Below are 22,587 nucleotides of genomic sequence, written 5' to 3'. Positions count from 1 at the left end.
AGTGTTCATCGGCCGGTGTCCTCGACGTTGTCGGCAAGGGACAGGGAGAGCGGCTGCGTGGCCCCTTCCAGCAGCCACTCGATCCCTGTGTCATGGGCGTCGCCGACACGCGCCAGGCCAAGGCTGGCACCGCTGTCCACGACGACAAACGGCGTGCTGCGTTCCTGGCCGGCCGCATCGGTGGCCAGCAGGCGCACCAGCCAGGTGCCCCGCCAGTGCAGGCGCTGCACTTCGACGGTGGCCCCTTCGGCGGCAAAGCGGCCCAGTGTGGCGAGCTCGCCAGGCTGGTTCCCGCTCCAGTCCAGCAGCACGATCTCGTCCGCTGCCAGCGGTTGCGCTTCGCCGGCGCCGCTGGCGCCATCACCGTAGGGCTCGTTGAAACCGTCGCGCAGGATCACCAGCGTGTTGGTGTCGGCGTCTGCCAGCCCGTCGGCGGTGACAGTGAACGTGGCCTCGGATTCCGTGCTGCGGAACAGGATCGGCGCACTGACGATCCAGGTCACGCTGCCGCCCACCGGCACGTCGGCCTGGCCATGGGCGCCGCCGCTGCATGGGCTGCCGCTGCCGGGCAGGCAGGACCAGGTGACGTGGGCGACATCGAAGGCGGGGCTGAAGGTGCCAATGACCTGCACGCCGCTTGCGACGGCGTTGCCGCTGTTCGACACCGTCACGAGATAGTCGCGGACCTGCCCGTAGCGGGTGTACGCGTGGCCGTCGTCGATCTGCAGCTGCAGCTGCGCCTGGGCGGTCGTGCAGGCGACATCGACGTTGTCCACGTCGCTGCCGGCCACAGTGCCGGTGGCATTCGACAATAGGCACCACTGGCCGGTCGGCTGTTCCGAGATGCTGACGACGTAGCTGGCACCGTCGGCCAGGCGCGGGCCGAACGCGTAAGGGCCGTTCGCGGCCACGAGCTGCGTCGGACCCCCGTTCAATTGCAGGGTCAGGCCGGTGCCGGTGAGGCCGGAGACACTGCCACCGATCGAATGGGTCACGGCGGAGCCGCAGTTCACCACCACGTTGCCGACCGGGACACCGCCCATGGTGCCGCTGCCATTGATGACGACGCAGGACTGGGCCGGCTGCGACGGCTGCGCTTGCACCGCCACAACGTAGTCGTCGCCCGTCGACAGCGGCGTCGCGAAGACGAAGCTGCCATCGGCAGCGATCGGCAGCAGTTCGTCGCCGTCGTTCAGGTCGAGGACCAGACCACTGCCGGCCAGGCCGATCACGGTCCCGCCCAGGGCCAGCGAGGGCGCGACCGCGTCGGTGTCGATGTTGGTGACCGTGACGCTCGCCAGCGTGAGGCCGTCATAGCCGGGATCGGCGCTCGCCGCCGGCTCGAATTCGACCTGGAAGGTCTGGTCACCATCGACGACGCCGTCAGGCACGCCCATCACCGTGACCACGTGAGGCCGGTTCCAGTCCGCCTGCGTGAACACCAGCGTTGCCGGTGCCACGACCCCTTCGCTGGTGTCGCTGCTGGACAGCGCGATGGTCACCGGCGCCGACGGGTAGCGGTCGAGGACGATGCTGAACGTCGCGGTGCCGCCGTTCTCGCTGGTCTGCAGGCCGTCGGCGCCGGCCACGGTGATGCCGCGGGGTCCGGAATCGGCCTGCCGCTCATACGCGCCCAGGTCGATGTGCGGCGCGGGACCTTCGCCAGTGTCCGCGACGTTGGCGTCGTCGACGAGGCGGGGGTTGACGTCGAGATCGGGCAGGTACTCATCAAGCACGCCGTTGTCGTCGAGATCCAGTATGTCGAACCAGCTGTAGCCACGGTCGCCGGCATCGATGGCCGGGCTGCCAGCGGCCAGCCGGTAGTCGTGCGGCGGATCCACGAAGCCTGGCGGCAGTCCGCTGACATGCTCGATGCCCGGGGGCGCGCCCTGCACGATCGCGAACTGCACGCCGATGTGGCCGAGTCCGGCGAACTCGTTGTCCCAGATGATGATGTTGTGGCCGATGGCGCCGGCGTCAGGCGAGTGCACCATCATTCCGGTCATCCGGTTGTCGGCGATGGTGACGCCGCGCAGCTCCGGCCGGAAGGTGTAGTCGAACAGGCTGCTGTCCGTCGCCGCCAGGTTGTTGCCGGCGACCAGCGTGTTGATCAGGGCGAGAATCTGGCTGCCATGGAACAGAGACCGGCTGATGACGTCGTCATGCTCCTGGACACGCAGGTTCATCGCGAGCACGAAGTTGTCATGCGAAATCACGGCGCCGTCCGGTGCGCGGTTGTCGCTGAAGCGGGCGCCGCCGATGACCAGCATCGACGCCTCGCTGTAGATCGCACCGCCGTGGATGGACGACCGGTTGCCGTCGAACACCACGTTGCGCAACGTGGACGTGGCGCCGGCCACACGCAGCCCGCCACCTTCCCTGATCGAATTGCCACCGCGCAGGGTGAGGTCTTCCAGTCGCGTCTCCTCGGAGGCGTCGATTTCCAGCAGGCGAAAACTGGTCGGGGCAGCGCGACGCAGGGTGCCGTTACGCAGCACCAGCGCCGAGGTGACGACCGGAAGGGCATTGGCGCCGTTGGCGGACAGGTACGGTCCGTCGCTGAAGGTCAGTGTGTGACCGCCCAGATCGATCTCGTCGGCCATGCCGTTGCCGTTGGCGCATTCGATGGCCTGGCGCAGTTCCGCAACCCGCTCGGCGTTGTCACTGGCGCTCAGCGTGTAGGGGAAGGCGAAGGCGCCGCAAACCCCGGTGAGGTTGGTGAGCTGGAAGTTGATGGCCGGGACATCGCCCAGTGTTGCCGTGGCGTGGTAGGGCCCGCCGACGACACCGTTGGCGGTTGCGGTGGTCTGGGCCCGACCGTCGCTGTCGATGACCGCGACACTATTCCCGAAAGTGGCTGATGCGCCAGCGGTGGGCGCGCTGAATGCCACCTTCCCTCCCTCCACAGGCTCCGTGGCATGAGTGGCGGTGACGCCCACGACCAGAGGATTCGGGAAGGTGCTGGATACCGGTGCTGCCTGTCCTCCCCCGCTGACGGCGGCAAGCGAGAAACCACGGGATTCGAAGGCGCCAATGTCCGGCGCGCCGACGCGCGTCACGCCACGCTGATCGGTGGATCCAGCGCCAGAGCTTGGGCCTGCGTCGATCGCGGGGCTGCCGGGCAGCAGCGGGAGGGTCCGCGTTTTCCCGCCGTACATGCCCAATGGCCCTACGAGAGCGTCGATCTCCCGGATGATGTTTCCGTTGCTGCCATCGACCAGTCCACCGGCTCCAGGCCAGGTGATGAGGTTGTTCCTGGAGGCCGGCTGGGAAATCGATGAGCCCGCTTCAACCAGCAGCATTACGGGCCGGACTTCGTCCTCTGCGTCAATCAGCGAATTGATCAGCGCAAGCTGGGCGTCATTGCGGACGTGCACTGTGACCGAACTCGTCTGGTTGCGGGCAATGGTCACGTTGGTGAATGTGTATGCGTATGGGCCGCTCAGGCGCACGACGGAAACCTGCGCATGGTTCCCGGCAATCGTGACATCGCGCAGCGAGGTGTCATCGGCTTCTAGATACATCGCGGCGCCGTGTGTATAGGATCGATTGCCAGTGAAGGTGACCCGGGTGAGCTGGATCGGCACCTGAGCGTGGATCGCGCCGCCGCCGTAGGTGGCCTGGTTGTCGACAAATTCCACGTCCTGCACGAAAATTTTGCTGTTGGTAGCGCCGATGAAATAGCCCGCGCCGCCTTCCAGCTGGTCGGCAAAGCCATTTCGCACGGTCAGGTCACGCAAATGGAGTTGCAGGTTGTTGGCCCACTCCGCTTTAAAAGGCCTGTATTGCTGGTTGCCATCGATAATGGTGTCCTGGACGCCATTGCCGTGGATTCGAAGCGTGACGTTGGAAGCCATCGGCGGCAATGGCGAGTCCAGCACTATCGGCTGACCATTCACGGACGCGCTGAACGTGATGGTGTGGTCGCCCGGTTGGGCCAGCGCGGACGTCATCGCCGCGCGAAGGCTGCCGGTCCCCGAGTCGTTGGCGTTGACCACTTCGAACGTGGCGGCCTGGGCGGCTGGACAGATAACAGTCAGGAGGAGTGCGAACCCCAGCAAGGGAAAAGCGCGGTGCGGGGTTACGGGCGATACCGTGCTGATGGAAGGGCGAGCGACCATGGTGATCCTTGGAGTTCTGGCAGACGGCAGTTGATTGGGTCCGCGGATGCGCGACAGAGTGGCCGGTTGGGACTTGGCGGGAAATGCAGGGATCGGACATCGGCATGCACGGAGCGGACATCCCGACCATGTGTCGGATCCTGCACTTGTAAATCAGGCACTTGCACCGTGCAGCCGCAGTGCCGGTGGCCGCCCGCAACAACATCGACGGAGGTATCCAAGGTGTGACAGGCACCCACGCTTCCGGCGCGGCACCCGCAGATTGGGCACCGATGTATCGGCCCGGCGGCTCGCCAGACAAGGTGTGCACGACCGTTCACATGGCGTGACGGGAACCCGATCGCCCGGCCGGCCGATGCCCGGAGGGCAGCGGCGTCGGCGGGACGCCCGACCGGCTCAGCGCCGGTCGAGCCAGTTCAGCAGTTCGCGACCCGAGGGATTCTCCGGGTCGATCGACACCAGCCGCCGCGCCAGGGCCCGGGCCTCGTCCCGGTGCCCAGCCTCCAGCTCGTAGGTCGCCAGTGCGTGCAACAGCTCGACGTTGTCCGGGTGGCGCCGCAGCGCCTCGCGCAGCCCGTCGCGGGCGGCAGCGGCATCACCCAGATCGTGGCGGGCCACGGCCAGTACATAGGCATAGCGTGCCTGCCCCGGTGCCAGTTCGGCGGCCCGCTGCAGCCGCTGCAGGGCTTCCTCACCGCGCCGCTGGCGGACCAGCGACAGGCCCAGCGCGTGGTTCAGCTCGGCCGAACCCGGACGGATGCGCAGCGCCCGACGCAGGACGTCATCGGCTTCGGCCTCGCGGCCCTGCTCGCGGGCGAGGTCGGCCAGCTGCAGCGTGGCCGCCAGGCTGTCGCCGTCCTTCTGCAGCGCGCGGCGGTAGGCCCGCTCCGCTTCGCCCGGGTCACCCTGGCGGCGCCGCAGGTCGCCCAGGCTGACCAGCGTGTCGGCACGATCGGCATTGAAGGCCAGCGACGCTTCCAGTTCGGCCACGGCCAGCTCTAGCAGGCGTCGCGCCGCCGGCGACAGCCAGGCTTCGGCGACGCCCGCCAGCGCATCCGCGGCCTCCAGGCGCACGGCGAGGACCGGGTCATCCAGCATCGGCGCCAGATGCGCCGCCCGCTGCGGGGGCGGCAGCTGCGACAGCAGTTCGGTCGCCGCCAGCCGCAGCAGCGGATCGGATTCCGCCAGCAGCGGCGTCGCCACCACCAGTGAATCGCCATCCAGCCAGGGACCGAAGGCACGCAGCGCACTGGCGCGGACAATGGCCGGCTGGCTGGGGTCGGCGACCAGCTGCGCCAGGCGCGTGCCGGTGCCCGGCTCGCCGCGGTGCGCCGCCTGCAGGACCTCGCCGGAGTGCGCGCCGCGATGGCGGCTGTCGGGAAACCATTCGCGCAGCGCCTGCGCGGCCCAGTCCGGCGAGCGGTCCTGGTGGCAGCCGGTGCAGGCATCGGGCGCACCGCCCAGCGCCGCCGACAGATCGGGACGCGGAATGCGGAAGGCATGGTCATGGCGGTCGTCGACGCCCATGAAAGAGGTGGTCGGCATGTGGCAGGCCACGCAGCGGCTGCCCTCGCCGTCGCCGGCATGGTGCGTGTGCGCCGGCTGGTCGAATCGTTGCCCGTCATGGCACTGCGCACACAGCGCGTTGCCTTCGGCGCGCAAGGCCAGCGAATGCGGCTGGTGGCAGTCCGAACAGGTGACGCCCGCCTGTTGCATGCGGCTCTGCAGGAACGGGCCCCAGTTGAAGACTTCGCCGAGCATCTGGCCATCCGGCCAGTACTGGTCGGGATCAAGCAGCGCCGGACGGTGGCTGGCGAGCAGGCCGGCGCCATGCACCTCGTCGCCGAGCAGGCGGCTGGCGCGACCGTGGCAGCGGCCGCAGGCATCGATCTCGATGCGGGTGGTGCGTGGCTGGCTGCGCACGGCGAAGGCGCTGCCTTCGAGCCGCGTCCATTCGACGCCGGCGCGTTCGTGGAACGTCACCGCCAGGGCCTTGTCGGGAGTGTCGGCTGGCTGGCCGCCCACCGCCCACTGCGCATGCGCGAGGCCAGGGCCGTGGCAGGCCTCGCAGGCGACATCGATCTCGGTCCATTGCGTGTCGTAGCCGTCGCTGTCGGCGTCGTAGTTCTTCTTCAGGCCGGTGCTGTGGCACTCGGCGCACATGAAATTCCAGTTCTGGTCGGGTCCGGTCCAGTGCAGTCGATGGCCGGCTGTCAGGCGCTGGTCGGGATAGAGGTGGAACCAGCGCTGGCCACCGGCTTCGGCGTCGCGGCTGTCCCAGGCGATGCCGAACGCCTGCAGGCGGCCGCCCGGCAGCTCGATCAGGTACTGCTGCAGCGGCCGGTGCCCGAAGGTGTAGAGGATCTCGAATTCCGCCGGCTCGCCATCGGGGCCGTCGGTGAATACGAAGAAGCGCCGTCCGCGGCGGCGGAATTCGGTGGTGGTGCCGGCATAGTCGAAGGTCGCGCCCTCGAAATCGCCCAGCACCGACTGCGGCGTCGCCGGCTGCATGGCGAGGTCGTGGTGCGAACCCTGCCAGTCCTCCAGCGCCTGGCGGTGGCACTGGCCACAGACCTTGGCGCCGACGTGGCCGTCGCTGCCCGAAAGTGGCAGGAATGCCTGCGACACCCCGCCCCCGCCGACCGCCTGCACCTGCGCCGTTTCCGGCGCAGAGCAGGCGGCCACCAGCAGCGCGAACGCTGCCGGCAGCACGGTCCGGAGTGTGCCCCGGATCAGGGCGACATCGTGAAACATACCGTTCCCAGGTTGTCCTGGATGATCTGCAGGTCACTGTCGTCGGTGATGCCGTCGAGATTGAAGTCGTAGACACTCGACCCGCTCCAGTCGGCGACGATGGCGTGGTAGTTGTCGATGTCGGCCTGGTCGACGCGGCCGTCGATGTTGCCGTCGCCGGGACACGGGACCACCGAGTCCTGCAGCGCTTCGAGGGCCTGCACCAGCTGCGCGTAGTTGATCGCCTGGTGCGGCGTCAGCTTCCCGTCGGCCAGCAGGTCGTGCTGTTCGCGATCCAGCAACGGCACCGGCACGGCCTGGTTGACCAGGTACAGCTCCTCGCTGACCACGTCGACGCCGGCATCGGTCGCCGGGTCGTAGTCCGTGGTCGCGTTGCGCACCAGCTTGAAGTGTTCGTTGCGGATCGCGCGGTAGTCGGTCGGGCCCATCGTCACCTTGTTGGTGGCATAGGCCGTTGGATCCTGGTGGAAGATCACCTGGTTGACCTGCCAGCACTGCTCGAGGTCGCCCTTGATCACCGAACCCGGGTCCGCACCGACGCCCCACCAGGTGCCGTTGTTGTCCTCGCAGATCGCCTTCGTCATCGGCGTGTGCGAGCACTGCGTACCGATGACGCAGGGACCGTTGCGGCCGCCGTTGGCCTGCAGGTTCAATCCGCCGCGGGTGAAGTTGAAGGCGCGGATGGACGGATGCGCCGGATCGACGAGATACGGGTACATGGACGCGCCATCGACCACGCGCGGCACCAGTGCCGGCACGTCGAGCCCGGCGACTTCGCCGAACAGGTGGTAGATGTCGACCATGTTGACCATGTGTTCCACGGTCCGACCCGGTTCGTTGACCATCGGCCCGGAGACGATCAGCGGCACCCAGACGCCGGTCTGGTAGGCGGTGCCCTTGGACCGCGACGGATCGAACGGCACCTTCACGGTCGAATAGAACGAGCCGTTGTCGCCGACCAGCACGATCACCGTGTTGCTGGCCGCGGGGTCATAGACGATGCCGCCGTTGCCATCCGGGGTCGCCAGGCCGGTCTCCAGCATCAGCCGGCCGATCTCGGTGTCGGTCGCCTCGATCATGGCGTCGTAGAGGCGACGCATGTTCAGCGGACGCGCCGAGGTGCAGTCGGCCAGCAGCTGTGCCGAGGCCCCGGAAGGAAGCAGGGCCGCCGGCGGATGCTGCATCGGCGTGTGCGCGTTGCTGAAGCTGACGGTCGCCATCCAGGGATGGCCGGCCTTCTGCTGTTCGCGGATCCAGGCCGAGGCGGCATCGACTTCCAGCGTCGCACGGTAGCCGCGACTGCGCGGATCGAGGGTGCCGGCTTCGGTGACGTCCGTGCCTTCGTTGATCACCAGCGAGGACACGTAGTGCGCGTTCTGTTTTTCCCAGGCCAGGTTCGCCGGCGCCGGGTTCTGGCAGGTCGCATCCGGGACCAGGATGCCGCCGCGGGTCAGGCACTGCAGGCCGGGCGGATCGCCTTCCGGACTGTTGCCGCTGATCAGGCTGCAGGTGACGCCCGCCGCATCGCGCGTGTAGCAGGCGCCACTGTCGGCGCCGTTTTCGGGATCGCGCGCAGTATCAGGCACGAAACCGCAGCTGTAGGTGCCGCTGGCGGCGACGCCGCCCGCCGTGGTGTCGATGGAGGCCGGAACGCCTTCGGTCCAGCCCTGGAAATAGTCCCAGCCGAGCTGGCCCAGCACGCCCTGCCCGGCCTGGTTGTTTTCCGGGCCACCGATGTGGGTCTTGCCGAATTTTCCGCTGACGTAGCCGGCATGGTCGAGCAGGCGCGGCACCGTCACTTCATAAGGATTGACCTGCGAGTTCGCCAGGTCGTTGGGCCCGAGGGCCTGGTTCACGTTGCTCCGGATCGGGAAGCGGCCGGTCAGCAGGGTGGAGCGGCCTGGCGAGCATTCCGGCATCGCCCAGGTGTTGCGGAAGCGCAGGCCGCCTTCGGCGATCGCATCGATGGTGGGCATGCTCGGCGGATTGGCGCCGCCGTAGCCGAAGGAGGGAATCTGGTCGACGCCGACGTCGTCGAGGATGACAAGCAGGATGTTGGGTCGCTGTTCGAAGCCGTTCGCGAAGATGGGGTCTCCCGCGGCCGCGGCGGATGGGGGTTCGGTGTCGGCACGGGCGGCAGCGGCGGCAAGCAGCAGGCACGCGGCCAGCCCGACGGGGTTGAGCGAGCGTTTCATGGTGGTCCTCCAGTTGGGTTCGACCCGACGAGCCGGGTCCGGTGTTGCCGGGATCCAGCGTGGAGGAGCCGCCCGGCAATGCCCATGCCCCGGCCGGACGCCGGCATGCACGGAGCGGACATCGTGACGGCGGCGGCGCGCGGATGCCCGCGCCACGGGCAGGCTGCGGGCGCCGGCTACTGGTCGCCGAAACGGGCGCGGTAGCTGCGGTAGAGGTAGGACGGATTGTCCAGGCCGGCACGGGCACCGGCTTCGGCCAGGGTCCGGCATTCGCCACGGGCCAGCAGGTGGCGGACCCGCAGCAGGCGCTGCTCGCGCAGCCAGGTCTGCGGCGACTGCCCGGTCAGCTCGTTGACGCGGCGCCGCAGCTGGCGCTCGCCGAGGAAGGCGCGCGCCGCCCATTCGGAGACCGCGAAGGCGGGGTCTTCCAGGCGCGAGAGGGCGATCGCCAGCAGCGGATCGGCCCCGGACGGATCGGTCGGCGCGCTTCCGAGGCGTCGGGCGACCGCCGGCCAGGCGGCGGCGATGTCCGCCAGCAAGGCATCGAAAGCGAACGGCTTGGCGAGATAGGCGCGGGCCCCGGCTTCCATGCCGGCCTGGCGCGCATCCCGGCCGGCCTTCGCCGAGATCAGGATGACCGGCACCGGCGACGGCCCGCTGGTGAGCTGGCGGCACAGTTCGATGCCGCTCTGCCCCGGCAACACGATGTCGCTGACGACCAGCCGGATGCCCGGGTCGGCTTCCAGCGCCGCCAGCGCCGCCTCGGCACTGCCCACGCTGGTCACCGGGAGGTGTTCACCGAGGCGGTCCGCCAGATAGGCGGCGAGATCCGGGTGGTCCTCGACCAGGAGCACGCGGCCGTCGCCGCGGTCGGGCATGCCGGGCCTTGGCGCGGCTGCCGGACTGGTGGCATCCAGCGCCAGCTCGTCGAGGGCGACGTGGGCGCTGCCCAGCGGCAACTCGACGCGGAAGGTCGCGCCCTCGCCCGGCGTGCTCTTCGCGCTGATGCGGCCACCGTGCAGCTCGATCAGTTCGCGCGCCAGCGCCAGGCCGATGCCGAGGCCTTCGCGTCCCTGCCGCGGCGGGCCGGCGACGCGGAAGAAGCGCTCGAACAGCCGTTGTGCCGCCTCGCCATCGAATCCGGGGCCGTAGTCGGCCACTTCGACGAAGACATGGTCGTCGTCCGATGACACATCGACGTCCACGCTGCTGCCATGCGGCGCGTGCTTGAGCGCGTTGTCCACCAGGTTGCCGAAGATCGTCGTCAGGTGCTGGCGGTCGGCCAGCACCTCGCAGGCGGTCGCGGTGGAGCGGACGACCACGGTCGCGCCAGCCTGCTCGGCGACCGGCCGATAGCCGCGCGCCAGTTCCTGCAGGAACGCCACGATATCGAAGCGGCTGGCGCGCAACGGCATCTGTCCGGACTCGACCTGCACCAGCCCGACCAGCTGCTCGACCAGCCCGCCGAGGCGGTCGAGCTGGCGCATCGACATGGCGAGCGCGTCACGCTGCCCGGCAGTGAGCCCGCGACCGTTGCGGGACAGCTCCTCCAGCGGCATCGACACCAGCATGACCGGCGTGCGCAGCTCATGGCTGACGTCGGCAAGCAGCCGTGTTCGGAACTGGTCGAGGGCCTCCAGCCTTTGCGCCTGCGCGGCCAGGCGCAGGTTGCTGTCCTCGATCTGTTCGTGCGTCTGCGCCAGCTGCGCATGCGCGCGTGACAGTTCCGCAAGGGCGCTTTCGACGCGACCTTTTTCGGTCAGCAGTTCGGCGGTGCGCTCATGGACCTGGCGATCCAGTTCGACGGCGCGCTGGCGCAGGCGATGGCCGCGCAGTCGCACCGCGCCGGCAGCGACGAGCAACAGCAACGCCAGGCCGGCGCCGCGCACCGTGGACATTTCGTACCAGCGCGGCGGCACCTCGAACTCGAGCACCGTCGGATCGCTGGCCCAGATGCCGTCACTGTTGCCGGCCAGCACTTCGAAGCGGTACTGGCCGGGGCCGAGCCCGGCAAACGTCGCAGTCCGGCTGCCCAGCGCGTCGGTCCAGCCCTGCTGCAGGGGCCAGAGGCGATAACGGAACCGCAGCGCGGCACCGGCATGCAGGTCGGCGGCGGCGTAGCGCACCGTCAGCGAGCGTACGCCGACCGGCAGCGACGGATCGCCCGCCGGCAACGACAACGGCTCGCCCTGGCTTTCCAGCGTGTCGATCACCGCCTTCGGTGTGCGCGTGCGGATCGACATCGCGCGCGGATCGAAGCGCACGACACCGCGCTGCGAGGGAAACCACAGGCGTCCCTGGGCATCGAAGGCCGCCGACGGCTGCACGCCGCCATTGCCTTCCAGTTCCGTCAGGCCATCGGACAGACCGAGGACCAGCGGCGACAGGTGGCGCGTGCGGCCATCAACGAGGTCGGCAAGGTTGCCGCGCGCGAGCCGGAAGATGCCCTGGTTGCTGTTGACCCAGAGGTGGCCTTCATGGTCTTCGCGCACGGCGTGCGGACTGTTCGACGGCAGCCCCTGTGCGCGGCCGAGGCGGATGGCGCGGTAACCCCGCGGATCGTCGGCGGCGACGCGGATCAGGCCGCGGCCGTCGGTACTGATCCACAGGGCGCCGTCGCGACCGACATACAGGTCGCGCACCGATGTATTGGCCAGCAGGGTCGGCGCGACGGCATGCGTCCCATCGCCGTGCCGGCGCCAGACACCACCGGCGCCACCGAACCAGACCGCGTCGCCCGACATCGCCAGCGCGTTGACGCGGCGGCGCTCGCCTTCCAGCGGCCATTGCCGCTGCCAGCCCTGGCGATCGCGTCGCCATGCACCGGCGGTGCTGCCCAGCCACATCGCGTCGAAGTCGTCGAAATGCAGCGCCAGAACCTGTTCGCCGAACAGTTCGTCAGGCAACGGCACCGGCTCGAAACGGATGGCGCCGGGCGGCCGTTGCCACAGTCCGGGCGCGTAAGTGCCAGCATAGAGCGTGCCATCCGGCGCCGCCGCGACCAGCCAGGGGTTGACGCCGGGCAGGCCTTCTTCGCTGCCCAGCCGCTGCACGTTGCCGCGGTCATCGACGCCCTTGATGCCGTCGCCCAGCGTGCCCATCCACATCGTGCCTGCGCTGTCGCGCGTCACGCCGTAGACATTGCCGCCGCCCAGCGGCGAACCGGCATCGAGCAGTTCGACGCGCGCGCGCACCAGGCGGTACAGCCCGCCGCGCAGCGTCATCACCCAGACCGCGCCATCATCGGCGAACAGCAGGTCCTGCGTCAGGCCCTGCACGTGCAGGACCGGTGGCAATCGCGGATCGAAGGGGCCGTCGCCGTCTTCGAAGCGCCACAGTCGCGGGCCGGCACGCACCCACAGCGCGCCGTCCGGCGCCTGCCAGCTCAGGTGGTAACCGTTTTCCCCCTCACCGCCGACGGCGAACACCTTCACCGGCCGGCCGCCTTCGCTGCGGAACAGCGCGCCCGGGTTGCCGATCCACACCCGGCCGGAGGCGTCCTCACGCAACTGCAGGACCTGGTGCGGCGCATCGACGTCGTCCCAGACCGTTGCCTCGCCAGCCATGGAGATGCGCAGCAGCGGGCCTTCGATGCTGGTCCAGAAGCTGCCGTCCGACGCCACCAGTGCCGGACGCGAATGCAGCGGCGCGACGCCCGACGGTCGCGACCATGCCGACTCCCAGCGGCCGTTCCTGTGCCGCCAGATCTCGCCGCCCACGGTCAGCAGCCAGGTATCGTCGGCGTGACCCGGCAACGCCTTGGTGGCAAGCACGCCATCGGGGAACTGCACGCGCACGGGGAAGGCGCCGCTGCCATCCGGGCAATGCACGGCCGCCGGTGTCGTCACGCACAGGCTGGGCGGGTCGACATGGATCACCGGCAGCGGCGCGCCGAGGTTGACGCGGTCGATCTGGCCGGAGCGCACCCGCAACCAGTCGCCATGCGCGGTCAGCGCATACAGTCTGCCATCGCCGTCATCGTGCAGCGTCAATACGCGGTTGCCGGACATCGCCGGAAAGCGCATCGAGTCGTGGACATCGAACAGCTCGCCGTCGAAGCGCGCCAGGCCGTCATGCGTGGCCACCCACAGGAAGCCGTCGGCATCGATGCGCGCGGCGCTGGCACTACTGACCGGAAGGCCGTCCGCCGGCCCGTATTGCCGCTCGACCCAGCGCGTGCCGGGGCCCGCATTGACCAGCGATGCAACCAGCAGCATGCCCGCCAGGCTGGCCCGGAGACAGGTCTTGGCGAAGGAGGAACGGGTCGAGCGGGGCATCACCACTGCGGGGTCGTGCGGAGCGGCAAGCATAACCCGGCACCTGCGTGGCTTCGCGGCGGCAAGGCCACCGGAATTGACGCACGGATTTGCGCACCGGCCGCCAGCGGATCTGCGCGCGGGTTTGCGCGCCGGCATCGCGGCGGGCGACGATGAGGCATGGAACGCCCCGACAAGCCGCATTCGCCGGCATGCGATCGCAACCGCGATCCCATCCTCCATGTGCTTCGCGAACATTTCGCCGGTGCCCGCCATGTGCTGGAGATCGGCAGCGGCACCGGGCAGCACGCGGTCCATTTCGCTGCCGACCTGCCGTGGCTGGTCTGGCAGGCCAGTGACCGCCCGGAACACCTGGCGGGCATCCAGGCCTGGCTCGACGACGCCGCACTGGCCAACACGCCGGCGGCGCTGGAACTGGATGTAACGGGCGAATGGCCGGACGTGGCGGCGGACGCGGTATTCACGGCCAACACACTCCACATCATGGACCGGGCGGCCGTGCAGGCATTCTTCGCCGGCTGCGGCCGACTGCTCGCCGACGTGCCGGGCGGCACCGTGGTCGCCTACGGGCCGTTCAATTACGGCGGCCGCCATACCAGCGCCAGCAACCGCGACTTCGATGCCTGGCTGAAGGCGCGCGACCCGCGATCGGGCATCCGCGACTTCGAATGGGTAAATGCCCTCGCAGGCGCTGCCGGATTACAGGGGGTCGCCGACGTGGCGATGCCGGCGAACAATCGCTGCCTGGTCTGGCGCCTACCGATCACGCCGGGGGACTGAGCTCCCGCCCATGCCGGCATCGAAGCGCTCCGACCGGGCCGGTTGGCGGTGACCGCGACGATTCCGGACGCGATGATGTCCGTGTCCGGACAACCCGGCCCGACATCGCCGGCAAGGCGCCGCGGATTGCCGGCCTGGCCGTTGGCACCCGGATTGCATGTTCCGAGGACTGCCCACGCCTAGCCGTTTTCGTTCCGGGAGCCGCCATGATCGCCACCGCGCTGCACGACCTGCGCACCGCCGCACGCAGCCTCTTGCGGGCGCCGCTGACCACCGTCGCAACCGTGCTGACCCTGGCCATCGCCTGCGCCGCCACGCTGGCGACCTGGGCCATGGTCGAAGCGGTGTTCCTGCGTGCACTGCCCTACGCGCAGGCCGATCGGCTGCTGGCGGTCTGGGTCGACGCATCCGGCATCGAAGGCGAGATCGGCATCCAGGATCCGCGCCGCGAGTGGACCAGCTTCGATCATTACCTCGACGTGCGCGACAACGCGCGCAGCCTGGAAGGCATCGCCGCGTGGCGCGGCTGGAATCCGGTGCTCGGCGACGGGCGCGGTGAAGCCGAACGCCTGGTCGGCGGCGCCGCGACCTGGAATGCCTTCCAGGTGCTGGGCGTGCAACCGGTGCTGGGTCGAGGCTTCGCGGCGGAGGATGGCGTGATCGACGCGCCCATGGTCGCGGTCATCGGCCACGGACTGTGGCAGCGGCGCTTCAACGGTGATCCGGACGTGATCGGTCGCGTGGTCGAATTCAACCGCATGCGCCACACCGTGGTCGGCGTCATGCCGGCTGGATTCCGTTTTCCCGACCTGCCCGAGGCGGAGGTCTTTGCCGTGCTGCAGGAACGGACCGGCGATCGCGGCCAGGCCGCCCTGCGCCAGTTCGCGCGACTGGCACCGGGCGTCGGCATCGAACAGGCGCAGCGGGAGCTGGACCTGCTCGCCGCACGGCTGCGCCGGCAGTATCCCGACACCCAGCGCGGCCTCGGCCTGTTCGTCGAACCCCTGCAGGCATCGCTGGGCCGCCATGTCCGCGCGCAGGTGCTGGTGCTGCAGGCCGCGGCGCTGATGGTGCTGCTCATCGCCACCGTCAACCTGGCCAGCCTGGCGGTCGCGCGCAGCGCCGGCCGACGCGGCGAATTCGCATTGCGCGGGATCCTTGGCGCCAGTCCCTGGCGGCAGTGGCGCTTGCTGCTGGCCGAGTCGCTGCAGCTGGCCGTCGCCGGCGGCCTTGCCGGCCTGCTTTTGGCGGGCGTCGGCCTGCGCCTGCTGACCACGCTGTTCCCGCCGGGCTTCGCGCAGGCCTGGGACGTGCAGCCAGGTGCGAGCGCCGTGCTCGCCGCCATCACGCTGTCGGGCGCCGTCGCACTGGTGATCGCAGGCGCGTCGGCGTCGGCGACCCGTCGTGCCACGCTGGCGGACGCCAATGCGCAGACCGGCGCGCGCAGCATCGGCGCACGCGCCGGCAACCGGCTGGCGAATGCGCTGGTCGCCGGCAATTTCGCACTGGCGCTGGCGGTGACGGTGGCGTCGATCCTGCTCCTGGACAGCCACCGGTGCCTGCAGCAGGTGGACCTGGGTTTCCGTCCGCAGGGTGTCGTCGCCGGTGGCCTGCTGCTGCCGTCGATGGCCTATCCGGACGATCCGGAACTCCGTGGCGCGCAGCAGCGCCTGCGCGAATCGCTGCAGGCGATTCCCGGCGTCGATGCCGTGGCGTTTTCGACCAGCGTTCCGCTGTCGCGCAGTTTCTCCGATGCACTGTTGCATATCGAAGGACAGGCGGGCGCGCGCGCCGACGGCCGCGCGCACGCCTGGATAAACTGGGTGTCGCACGACTTCCTCGACACCCTCGGCGTGCGCCTGCGCGAAGGCCGTGGGTTCAATCCCGGCGACGCCAGCGGCCACACCCGGCCCGCCATCGTCAACGCCGCCTTCGTGCGCCAGCACTTCGATGGCAGGAGCCCGCTCGGGCGGCGCCTCGGCGTCGACGGGGACGACGGCACGCAATGGTTCGACATCGTCGGCGTCGTCGATGACCTCCGCTTCTTCGGCGTCGACCAGGCACAGACGCCGACCGCCTATCTTTCGCTGGAGGCGATGCCGCGCCGCAACCTGTTCCTGACCGTGCGCAGCGATTCCGACCCGGTGGCGGTGATGGCCAGCATGCGCCAGGCGGTCCGCCAGCTTGATCCGGCACTGGCCATGGCCGACCTGCGCCCGCTGCAGGATCGTGTCGATGCCGCCATCGCCATGCCGCGTGCGATCAGCCGGATCACCGTGCTGTTCGCGCTGTCTGGCCTGCTTCTCGCCGGCATCGGCGTCTACAGCACGCTGGCGCACGCGGTGCTGCGGCGCACCCGCGAGCTGGGCCTGCGCCGCGCCATGGGCGCGGACAGCGGCAGTGTGCTGACGCTGGTACTGGGACAGGCCCTGCGTCCCGCGCTTCTGGGCCTGCTGCCCGGATTGCCCTTGGTCTGGCTGCTCGCACGCGAACTGCGCGTGGTGCTCTACGAGATCGGTCCGGCGCAGCCCTCGGCCTGGCTGCTCGCCGTCGCCGTGCTGGCGCTGGTCGCCCTGCTCGCCGCCGCGCTGCCGGCGCGCCTCGCCCTCCGCGTCGAGCCCCTCACCGCGCTGCGGCAGGACTGACCTTGCCGCGACGCCGCGTTCGGCCAGCGGCGTTTGCGCGCGTCCCCTTCGCGGACCAGGGCGTAAAAAGGAACGGGCGCCCTGGGGCGCCCGTCCGGTGTCGCTGCGAGCGCCGCGCACGCGGCGGCGGCGATCAGTAGCGGTAGTGCTCCGGCTTGAACGGACCGTCGACCGGCACGCCGAGGTAGTCGGCCTGTTCCTGGGTCAGCCTGGTCAGCTTCACGCCGATCTTCTCCAGGTGCAGGCGGGCCACTTCCTCGTCCAGCTTCTTCGGCAGGATGTACACCTTCGGCTGGTAGGTTTCGCGGTTCGCCCACAGGTCGATCTGCGCCAGCGTCTGGTTCGAGAACGAGTTGGACATGACGAAGCTCGGGTGGCCGGTGGCGCAGCCCAGGTTCACCAGGCGGCCTTCGGCCAGCAGGAACATCGCGTTGCCGTTCGGCATCACGTACTTGTCGACCTGCGGCTTGATGTTGACGACCTGCACGCCGGCCAGTGCCTTCAGCGCATCGACCTGGATCTCGTTGTCAAAGTGGCCGATGTTGCAGACGATGGCCTGGTCCTTCATCGCGGTCATGTGCTCGACGCGGATGATGTCCTTGTTGCCGGTGGTGGTGACGTAGATGTCGGCCTCGCCGAGGGTGTCCTCGACGGTCTTCACCTCGTAGCCTTCCATCGCCGCCTGCAGGGCGCAGATCGGATCGATCTCGGTGACGATGACGCGGGCGCCGTAGGCGCGCAGCGAATCGGCGCAACCCTTGCCGACGTCGCCATAGCCGCAGACCACGGCGACCTTGCCGGCGAGCATCACGTCCAGCGCGCGCTTGAGGCCGTCGGCCAGCGACTCGCGGCAGCCGTAGAGGTTGTCGAACTTGCTCTTGGTGACCGAGTCGTTGACGTTGATGGCCGGCACCAGCAGCTTGCCGGCTTCGGCGAGCTGGTAGAGGCGGTGCACGCCGGTGGTCGTCTCTTCGGAAACGCCCTTCCAGTCGGCGACGACGCGGGTCCAGTAGCCCGGGCGCTCCTGCGCGACGCGCTTGAGCAGGTTCTTGATGACCTGCTCCTCGTGCGAGCCCGACGGCGAGTTCACCCAGCTGTCGTCGCCCTGCTCCAGCTCGTAGCCCTTGTGGATCAGCAGGGTGACGTCACCACCGTCGTCCACCACCAGCTGCGGGCCGGTCAGCGTGCCGTCCGGCAGCGTGAAGGTCAGTGCGTCCAGCGTGCAGTCCCAGTATTCCTCCAGCGTTTCGCCCTTCCAGGCGAACACCGGCGTGCCGCTGGCGGCGATCGCGGCGGCGGCGTGATCCTGCGTCGAGAAGATGTTGCAGGAGGCCCAGCGGACGTCGGCGCCGATATCCTTCAGGGTCTCGATCAGCACCGCGGTCTGGATCGTCATGTGCAGCGAGCCGGTGACGCGCACGCCGGCCAGCGGCCTGGCGGCGGCATGCTTCTGGCGGATCGCCATCAGGCCCGGCATTTCGTGTTCGGCGATCTCGATTTCCTTGCGGCCCCAGTCGGCCAGCTTGATGTCGGCAACCTTGTAGTCGCCCTCGGTCGAGAAGGTCTTGAGTACAGCGTTCATGGATGTTGCTCCGGTTCGTGACCACGGCCGCGCTGGCCGGAGGGCCAGGGCAGGCTGGGATCGGGTTGGCCGGGCGCCGTTGTACGTGAATCGCCTGTCGAGCCTGGGTTCGCCACCTTATGGCGGACGACGTGCAGCGCCCCTCGACAGGGAGGCCGGTGATTATACCGGGCCGTCGCCGGGATTCCTGAAGGTGGCCGGCATGGCAGGCGGTTGGCCCGGGTCCCCGGGTCCTGCCTGTGCCCCCAGGCCATCCTGCAACGCCCCGTGGTCGTCCACGCTGCTGGCCGGCGCCGGCTGTGCCCGGACGACTTACTGCCCGTGCCCAGCAGCAGGGGCATGTAACACCAGCGGCGCCGACCGCAAGTCTGGCCCCCTACGCCGGGGACCGGGTGGCCGGCCGGCTCAGTCGCCGTAACCGTCGGCGAAGAGCAGGTCCAGTTCCAGGCCGAGCAGGGTCACGATGCGGGCGGCGTCCAGCCCGGTGTTGGCCGTACCGCCGACCAGGATGCGGCCCGGCTGCGGAATCACGAATTCCGCCCGGGCGTTGTGCCAGCCGCTGACCGAGATGGGGACCGGGAAGCGGACCTTTCCGTTGTCGCCGAACGTGCTGTCCACCTGCAGCCCGGGCCGCAGGCGCAGCAGGCTCATGCCGTTGTTGCCTTCGCTGTCGGCGCTGTATCCGGCCAGCAGGTAGTGGCCGTTGCTCTGTCTTGCAATCGTATAGGCGCGGTCTAGGTTGCTGGCGTCCAGCGGGTCGGGCAGGCCGAAGTCCAGGGGAAACCGGCGTACCCCGAACTGGCCCAGGGCAAGGTCCGGCAGGCCGTCCGGAAGCCAGCGGGCCAAGAAGAAGTCGCCGCTGTGGACGCCCACCTCGCGGAACATGCCGACCACCAGCACCGAACCGTCGCGTTCCATCAGTGCCGAGCCGACCGTCGTGGCTGCGGCAAAATTCGTCATCTCGGCCAGATTGCGACGGCTGAAGCCGGGCCCATCGGCGCCGAAACCCACGTCCGGCTGGCCGTTCGGTTGCAGGCGCAGCACCTGGTACTCCTCGGTATTGCCATTCCACAAGCGGCGGCCGGACAGGACGATCCTGCCGTCCTCCATTTCAAAGACGTCGGTGACGCTGGTGACACTGACGCCGGTCTCCACGACCACCTTGCCGGCCGCACCGAAACCGGGGCGTGGCTGGCCGCTGGCGGAGACCTGTGCCAGGGCATAGACACGCGGACCATTGGTGCTGGCATAACCGGCGATGATCAGGCCATCGTCGTCCGTCACCTTCAGGGCTGACGGGTAATCGCTGTCGTCACCGCCCAGGTCGAAGGCCACCTGGACAACCCCGGTGCCCTGCACGCCGGTGTCCACGTCCCCCGCCGGCGTGAAACGGTAGGCGATGAAATCGCCGCAACCCCCGATCGCCATCCAGATGCGACCCTGGCTGTCCAGGGCACCGGTGGTTGCCCTGCCGTCCGGGCACGGCGGTACATAGGTGCGCAGGCCACCCTCGGCAAAGTCGTAATCGGGGTAGCCGTCGCGGGTCAGCCGGCGCAGTGCCAGGCGCCAGCTCGAATCGCCGGTCTGCACGCTGCCCACCAGGTAGATGCGCCCGTCCGCCGCGGGCAGCACCGATTCCAGCAAGGCGCTCCGGTTGGCGCCCCACGGATTGGCGTAGAAACCGTGGCCGGGGTATTCCCCGTCGGTGCCGAATCCGTACAGGGGATCGCCGTCGGCGGCGGAAACCGGCGCGGTGGCCGCCAGGACCAGGACGGCGCTGGCCAGCAGGCTGATGAAAACGGTATTCATGGACGGGCTCCTCGAACCGGGTGGTATGCCGCGGCATACGGACGCACGATTGCCCAGGGATCATCGATCCGGCGGCGGAAGATGCCTTGCGGGCATTTCGTCAAGATCGCGTTTCCATCCAGTGTGGACATTCCTCAGCGGAGTGACACGGCGAAGGGCGGCCGGCATTCACCCGCCCGGTCATGGCGGCACCCGCGCGCCGCAGTCCTGTCGCCGCCACGCAGCCCGTGGAACCGGTCCGCGTCGCCACCGGCGGCGGCGAGGCCCATGGCCAGGGCGGCGGGTGCGACGGCGGCCGCCCCGTCGGCTTCGTGAGCGCTGCCACGAACCTGGCCGGCCGGGGGCCGGAAAATCGGCTGATGGGATTTCCGCGCGGAACGCGTAACACTCCTGCAGGTTGACATCCCGTCCGCGGAGCAGGCACATGGGCAGCAGACGTACCCCGTTCGCCCCCGCCGTCGCAGGAACATTCGCGATGCTTCTGGCTGCCGGCGTCCAGGCGCAGGGCGTGGAGCGGGTCAGCGTCGCCACCGGCGGCGGCCAGGGCAACTCGCAGAGCCGTTATCCGACGGTCTCCGACGGCGGCCGTTACATCGCCTTCGAAAGCGATGCCAGCAACCTGGTGGCGGACGACTCCAACGGCCAGACCGACGTCTTCGTGCACGACCGCCAGACCGGCACCACCGTGCGCGTCAGCGTCACGCCGGCCGGCGGGCAGGTCACCGGCCCGGCGACGCGGCCGGCCATCTCCGGCAACGGCCAGATGGTGACGTTCATGTCGTACGGCATGCTGCATCCGCAGACCGTGTGGTTCCACTGCTATGCCAAGAACCGGGTCACCGGTGCCATCGAGATCATCGACCGCGAAGCCAGCGGCACGCCGGCGCCAACGTCGAACTGCAGCGCGCCGTCGATCAGCCGCGATGGCCGGCGCGTCGCCTTCACCTCGTCGAACATCAACCTGCTGGGCCCCGGCGCCGATACCAACGGCTGGGTCGACGTCTTCGTGCGCGACCTGCAGACCAGTACCACCGTGCGCGTCAACCTGGGTCCCGCTGGCGTGCAGGCGAACCAGCACGCCGACACCCCGCGCATCAGCGGCAACGGCACGCATGTGATCTATTCGACGGCCGCCGACAACCTGGTGGCCAACGACACCAATGCAGTGCGCGACATCTTCGTGTCCAACCTCGCCGGCCAGACGCAGCGGGTCAGCCTCGGTTCCGGACAGCTGCAGCCGATCAACGCCAGCTCCGCCATCGCCGGACTGAGCGGCGACGGCAGCGTCGTCGCCTTCGCCACCAACAGCGAAAACCTGCCCGGCTGGGGCCCGAACGTCGAGTCCGTGCTGTACGTGCGCACGCCGGCGCTGGATCACACCGTCCCGGTTTCCGTACCGTCTTCCGGCGTGCACGAGGGCTGGGGCGAGGAGCCGGACTTCTCCGCCAATGGCCGCTGGCTGGCCTTCCAGTCCGACAACATGCTGTTGCCCGGCACCATGCTCGGCGGCGTGTACATCCTCGACCGCTGGACCGGGGACCTTGAACTGCTCAGCCGGAGGCCGGGCAACCAGCCGGCCGGTGGCAACATGTTCGGCGTGCGCATCAGCCCCGACGGCCGCGGCGTCGTCTGGTTCTCCAACTCCACCGACCTGGTGCCCGGCGACACCAACGGCACATGGGACGTGTTCTATGCCGACAACCCGTTCTGGGACGACACCCTGTTCGCGAACGGCTTCGAGTCGATCGTGCCGTAAAGGTCGGCCCGCACGCCTTTGCAACGCCGCCGGCGACGGAAGCCGCGGCGGCGACGTGCAGTGATCATCGGCACCGCGTTCCGCGCCGGCCGGATGCCTGCGTCCGGCAACCGCGGTCGCGGCAACGGCTTCAGGATTGCATCGACCTCGCCGTCTTCGGCGTGGCGACCGCGCGCGCCCACGCCCACCGGCCGGAGCTATCGAAGAACAGCCCGTCCCGCTCCTGATTCGGCATCGCCGGAACCGGTGTGTTGTTCTGCCCGGTGCGCGCGGAGCCGGGGCAGCTACCCGCTGGCCTGCGCCCGTGCGATCGACGTGCTGGAATCGAGCTGGACGTTGGCGGCCATCGCCACGGGCAGGCGCCCCTTGCCGGGTGCGCCAAAGCGGCTGTCGACACCCGGGTCGCGATGGCTGCCCAGATGACTGTCACCGTGTCGGCCATCGCGGTCGGCAGCTGGTGGGCCAGGACGCGGCGACCCTGGTTCTGCCGCGTGATGGCCAGTTCATAGTTGCAGGCAGGCAACGGATCGGCGAACCGGATCCGGCCGGATAGCCGCAGTTCCATTCCCACCGCTAGCAGCCTGTTGCTTTTCTCCCGCGCCAGCGCTTGCTTTGCCGCCTTCGATTTGCGATACCGCACTCAGGTATAGCGAGGTCGTGCGATGCGT

The 22,587-nt window shown here is 69.2% G+C and carries 10 protein-coding genes and 1 riboswitch; of the genes, 3 read left to right on the top strand and 7 right to left on the bottom strand.

All coding sequences use genetic code 11. The annotated features are described in order from the left end of the window. Positions 1 to 5: 5 nt before the first annotated feature. From EDC25_RS11315 to EDC25_RS11300, 4 genes are all read right to left on the bottom strand, one after another. The gene (locus EDC25_RS11315; protein WP_132577522.1) at positions 6 to 3,857 is read right to left on the bottom strand and encodes a choice-of-anchor Q domain-containing protein; all 3,852 of its coding nucleotides are present in this window, start codon (positions 3,855 to 3,857) and stop codon (positions 6 to 8) included. A gap of 660 nt (positions 3,858 to 4,517) precedes the next feature. After that, the gene (locus EDC25_RS11310) at positions 4,518 to 6,875 is read right to left on the bottom strand and encodes a tetratricopeptide repeat protein (protein WP_123521276.1); all 2,358 of its coding nucleotides are present in this window, start codon (positions 6,873 to 6,875) and stop codon (positions 4,518 to 4,520) included. Beyond that, positions 6,854 to 9,070 carry a sulfatase-like hydrolase/transferase gene (locus EDC25_RS11305; protein ID WP_123521277.1) on the bottom strand — a complete coding sequence of 739 codons (2,217 nt, stop codon included), beginning with the start codon at positions 9,068 to 9,070 and terminating at the stop codon, positions 6,854 to 6,856. Before EDC25_RS11305 ends, EDC25_RS11310 begins: the two co-directional genes overlap by 22 nt. Positions 9,071 to 9,246: 176 nt before the next feature. Then, positions 9,247 to 13,347, bottom strand: coding sequence for a hybrid sensor histidine kinase/response regulator transcription factor (locus EDC25_RS11300; RefSeq protein WP_132577521.1), 4,101 nt, complete (start codon positions 13,345 to 13,347; stop codon positions 9,247 to 9,249). A 159-nt stretch (positions 13,348 to 13,506) separates the two neighbouring features. On the opposite strand from EDC25_RS11300, the gene EDC25_RS11295 reads away from it, so the two are divergent. Continuing rightward, positions 13,507 to 14,127, top strand: a complete 621-nt coding sequence (locus tag EDC25_RS11295; RefSeq protein WP_123521279.1) for a DUF938 domain-containing protein — start codon at positions 13,507 to 13,509, stop codon at positions 14,125 to 14,127. 206 nt (positions 14,128 to 14,333) lie between these two features. Beyond that, entirely contained in the window at positions 14,334 to 16,772 is a 2,439-nt protein-coding gene (locus EDC25_RS11290) for an ADOP family duplicated permease (protein ID WP_164483947.1), read from the top strand. Positions 16,773 to 16,905: 133 nt separating this feature from the next. On the opposite strand, the gene ahcY is transcribed toward EDC25_RS11290, so the two are convergent. Next, positions 16,906 to 18,354: an adenosylhomocysteinase gene (gene ahcY / locus EDC25_RS11285; RefSeq protein ID WP_123521281.1), complete on the bottom strand. Its 1,449-nt coding sequence runs from the start codon at positions 18,352 to 18,354 to the stop codon at positions 16,906 to 16,908. A gap of 64 nt (positions 18,355 to 18,418) precedes the next feature. Next, a riboswitch (S-adenosyl-L-homocysteine riboswitch) is annotated at positions 18,419 to 18,505 on the bottom strand. Positions 18,506 to 18,759: 254 nt separating this feature from the next. Then, positions 18,760 to 20,163 carry an NHL repeat-containing protein gene (locus tag EDC25_RS11280; RefSeq protein ID WP_123521282.1) on the bottom strand — a complete coding sequence of 468 codons (1,404 nt, stop codon included), beginning with the start codon at positions 20,161 to 20,163 and terminating at the stop codon, positions 18,760 to 18,762. Positions 20,164 to 20,638: 475 nt separating this feature from the next. On the opposite strand from EDC25_RS11280, the gene EDC25_RS11270 reads away from it, so the two are divergent. After that, positions 20,639 to 21,919, top strand: coding sequence for a TolB family protein (locus tag EDC25_RS11270; RefSeq protein WP_164483948.1), 1,281 nt, complete (start codon positions 20,639 to 20,641; stop codon positions 21,917 to 21,919). A 130-nt stretch (positions 21,920 to 22,049) separates the two neighbouring features. On the opposite strand, the gene EDC25_RS14920 is transcribed toward EDC25_RS11270, so the two are convergent. Continuing rightward, positions 22,050 to 22,559, bottom strand: coding sequence for a hypothetical protein (locus EDC25_RS14920; protein ID WP_132577519.1), 510 nt, complete (start codon positions 22,557 to 22,559; stop codon positions 22,050 to 22,052). Positions 22,560 to 22,587 lie beyond the last annotated feature (28 nt).

Origin of the sequence: Pseudofulvimonas gallinarii (genome assembly GCF_004343305.1) — a bacterium.
GTDB lineage: Bacteria > Pseudomonadota > Gammaproteobacteria > Xanthomonadales > UBA2363 > Pseudofulvimonas > Pseudofulvimonas gallinarii.
Note: the sequence above shows the minus strand (reverse complement) of the source record. Positions and strands in the feature narration are given on the sequence as shown.

Coding starts and splice junctions, on each gene's coding strand:
- EDC25_RS11280 (WP_123521282.1), bottom strand. CDS start 20,163: ATGAATACCGTTTTCATCAGCCTGCTGGCCAGCGCCGTCCTGGTCCTG.
- EDC25_RS11295 (WP_123521279.1), top strand. CDS start 13,507: ATGGAACGCCCCGACAAGCCGCATTCGCCGGCATGCGATCGCAACCGC.
- EDC25_RS11300 (WP_132577521.1), bottom strand. CDS start 13,347: ATGCCCCGCTCGACCCGTTCCTCCTTCGCCAAGACCTGTCTCCGGGCC.
- EDC25_RS11305 (WP_123521277.1), bottom strand. CDS start 9,070: ATGAAACGCTCGCTCAACCCCGTCGGGCTGGCCGCGTGCCTGCTGCTT.
- EDC25_RS11290 (WP_164483947.1), top strand. CDS start 14,334: ATGATCGCCACCGCGCTGCACGACCTGCGCACCGCCGCACGCAGCCTC.
- EDC25_RS11315 (WP_132577522.1), bottom strand. CDS start 3,857: ATGGCTTCCAACGTCACGCTTCGAATCCACGGCAATGGCGTCCAGGAC.
- ahcY (WP_123521281.1), bottom strand. CDS start 18,354: ATGAACGCTGTACTCAAGACCTTCTCGACCGAGGGCGACTACAAGGTT.
- EDC25_RS11270 (WP_164483948.1), top strand. CDS start 20,639: ATGCTTCTGGCTGCCGGCGTCCAGGCGCAGGGCGTGGAGCGGGTCAGC.
- EDC25_RS11310 (WP_123521276.1), bottom strand. CDS start 6,875: ATGTTTCACGATGTCGCCCTGATCCGGGGCACACTCCGGACCGTGCTG.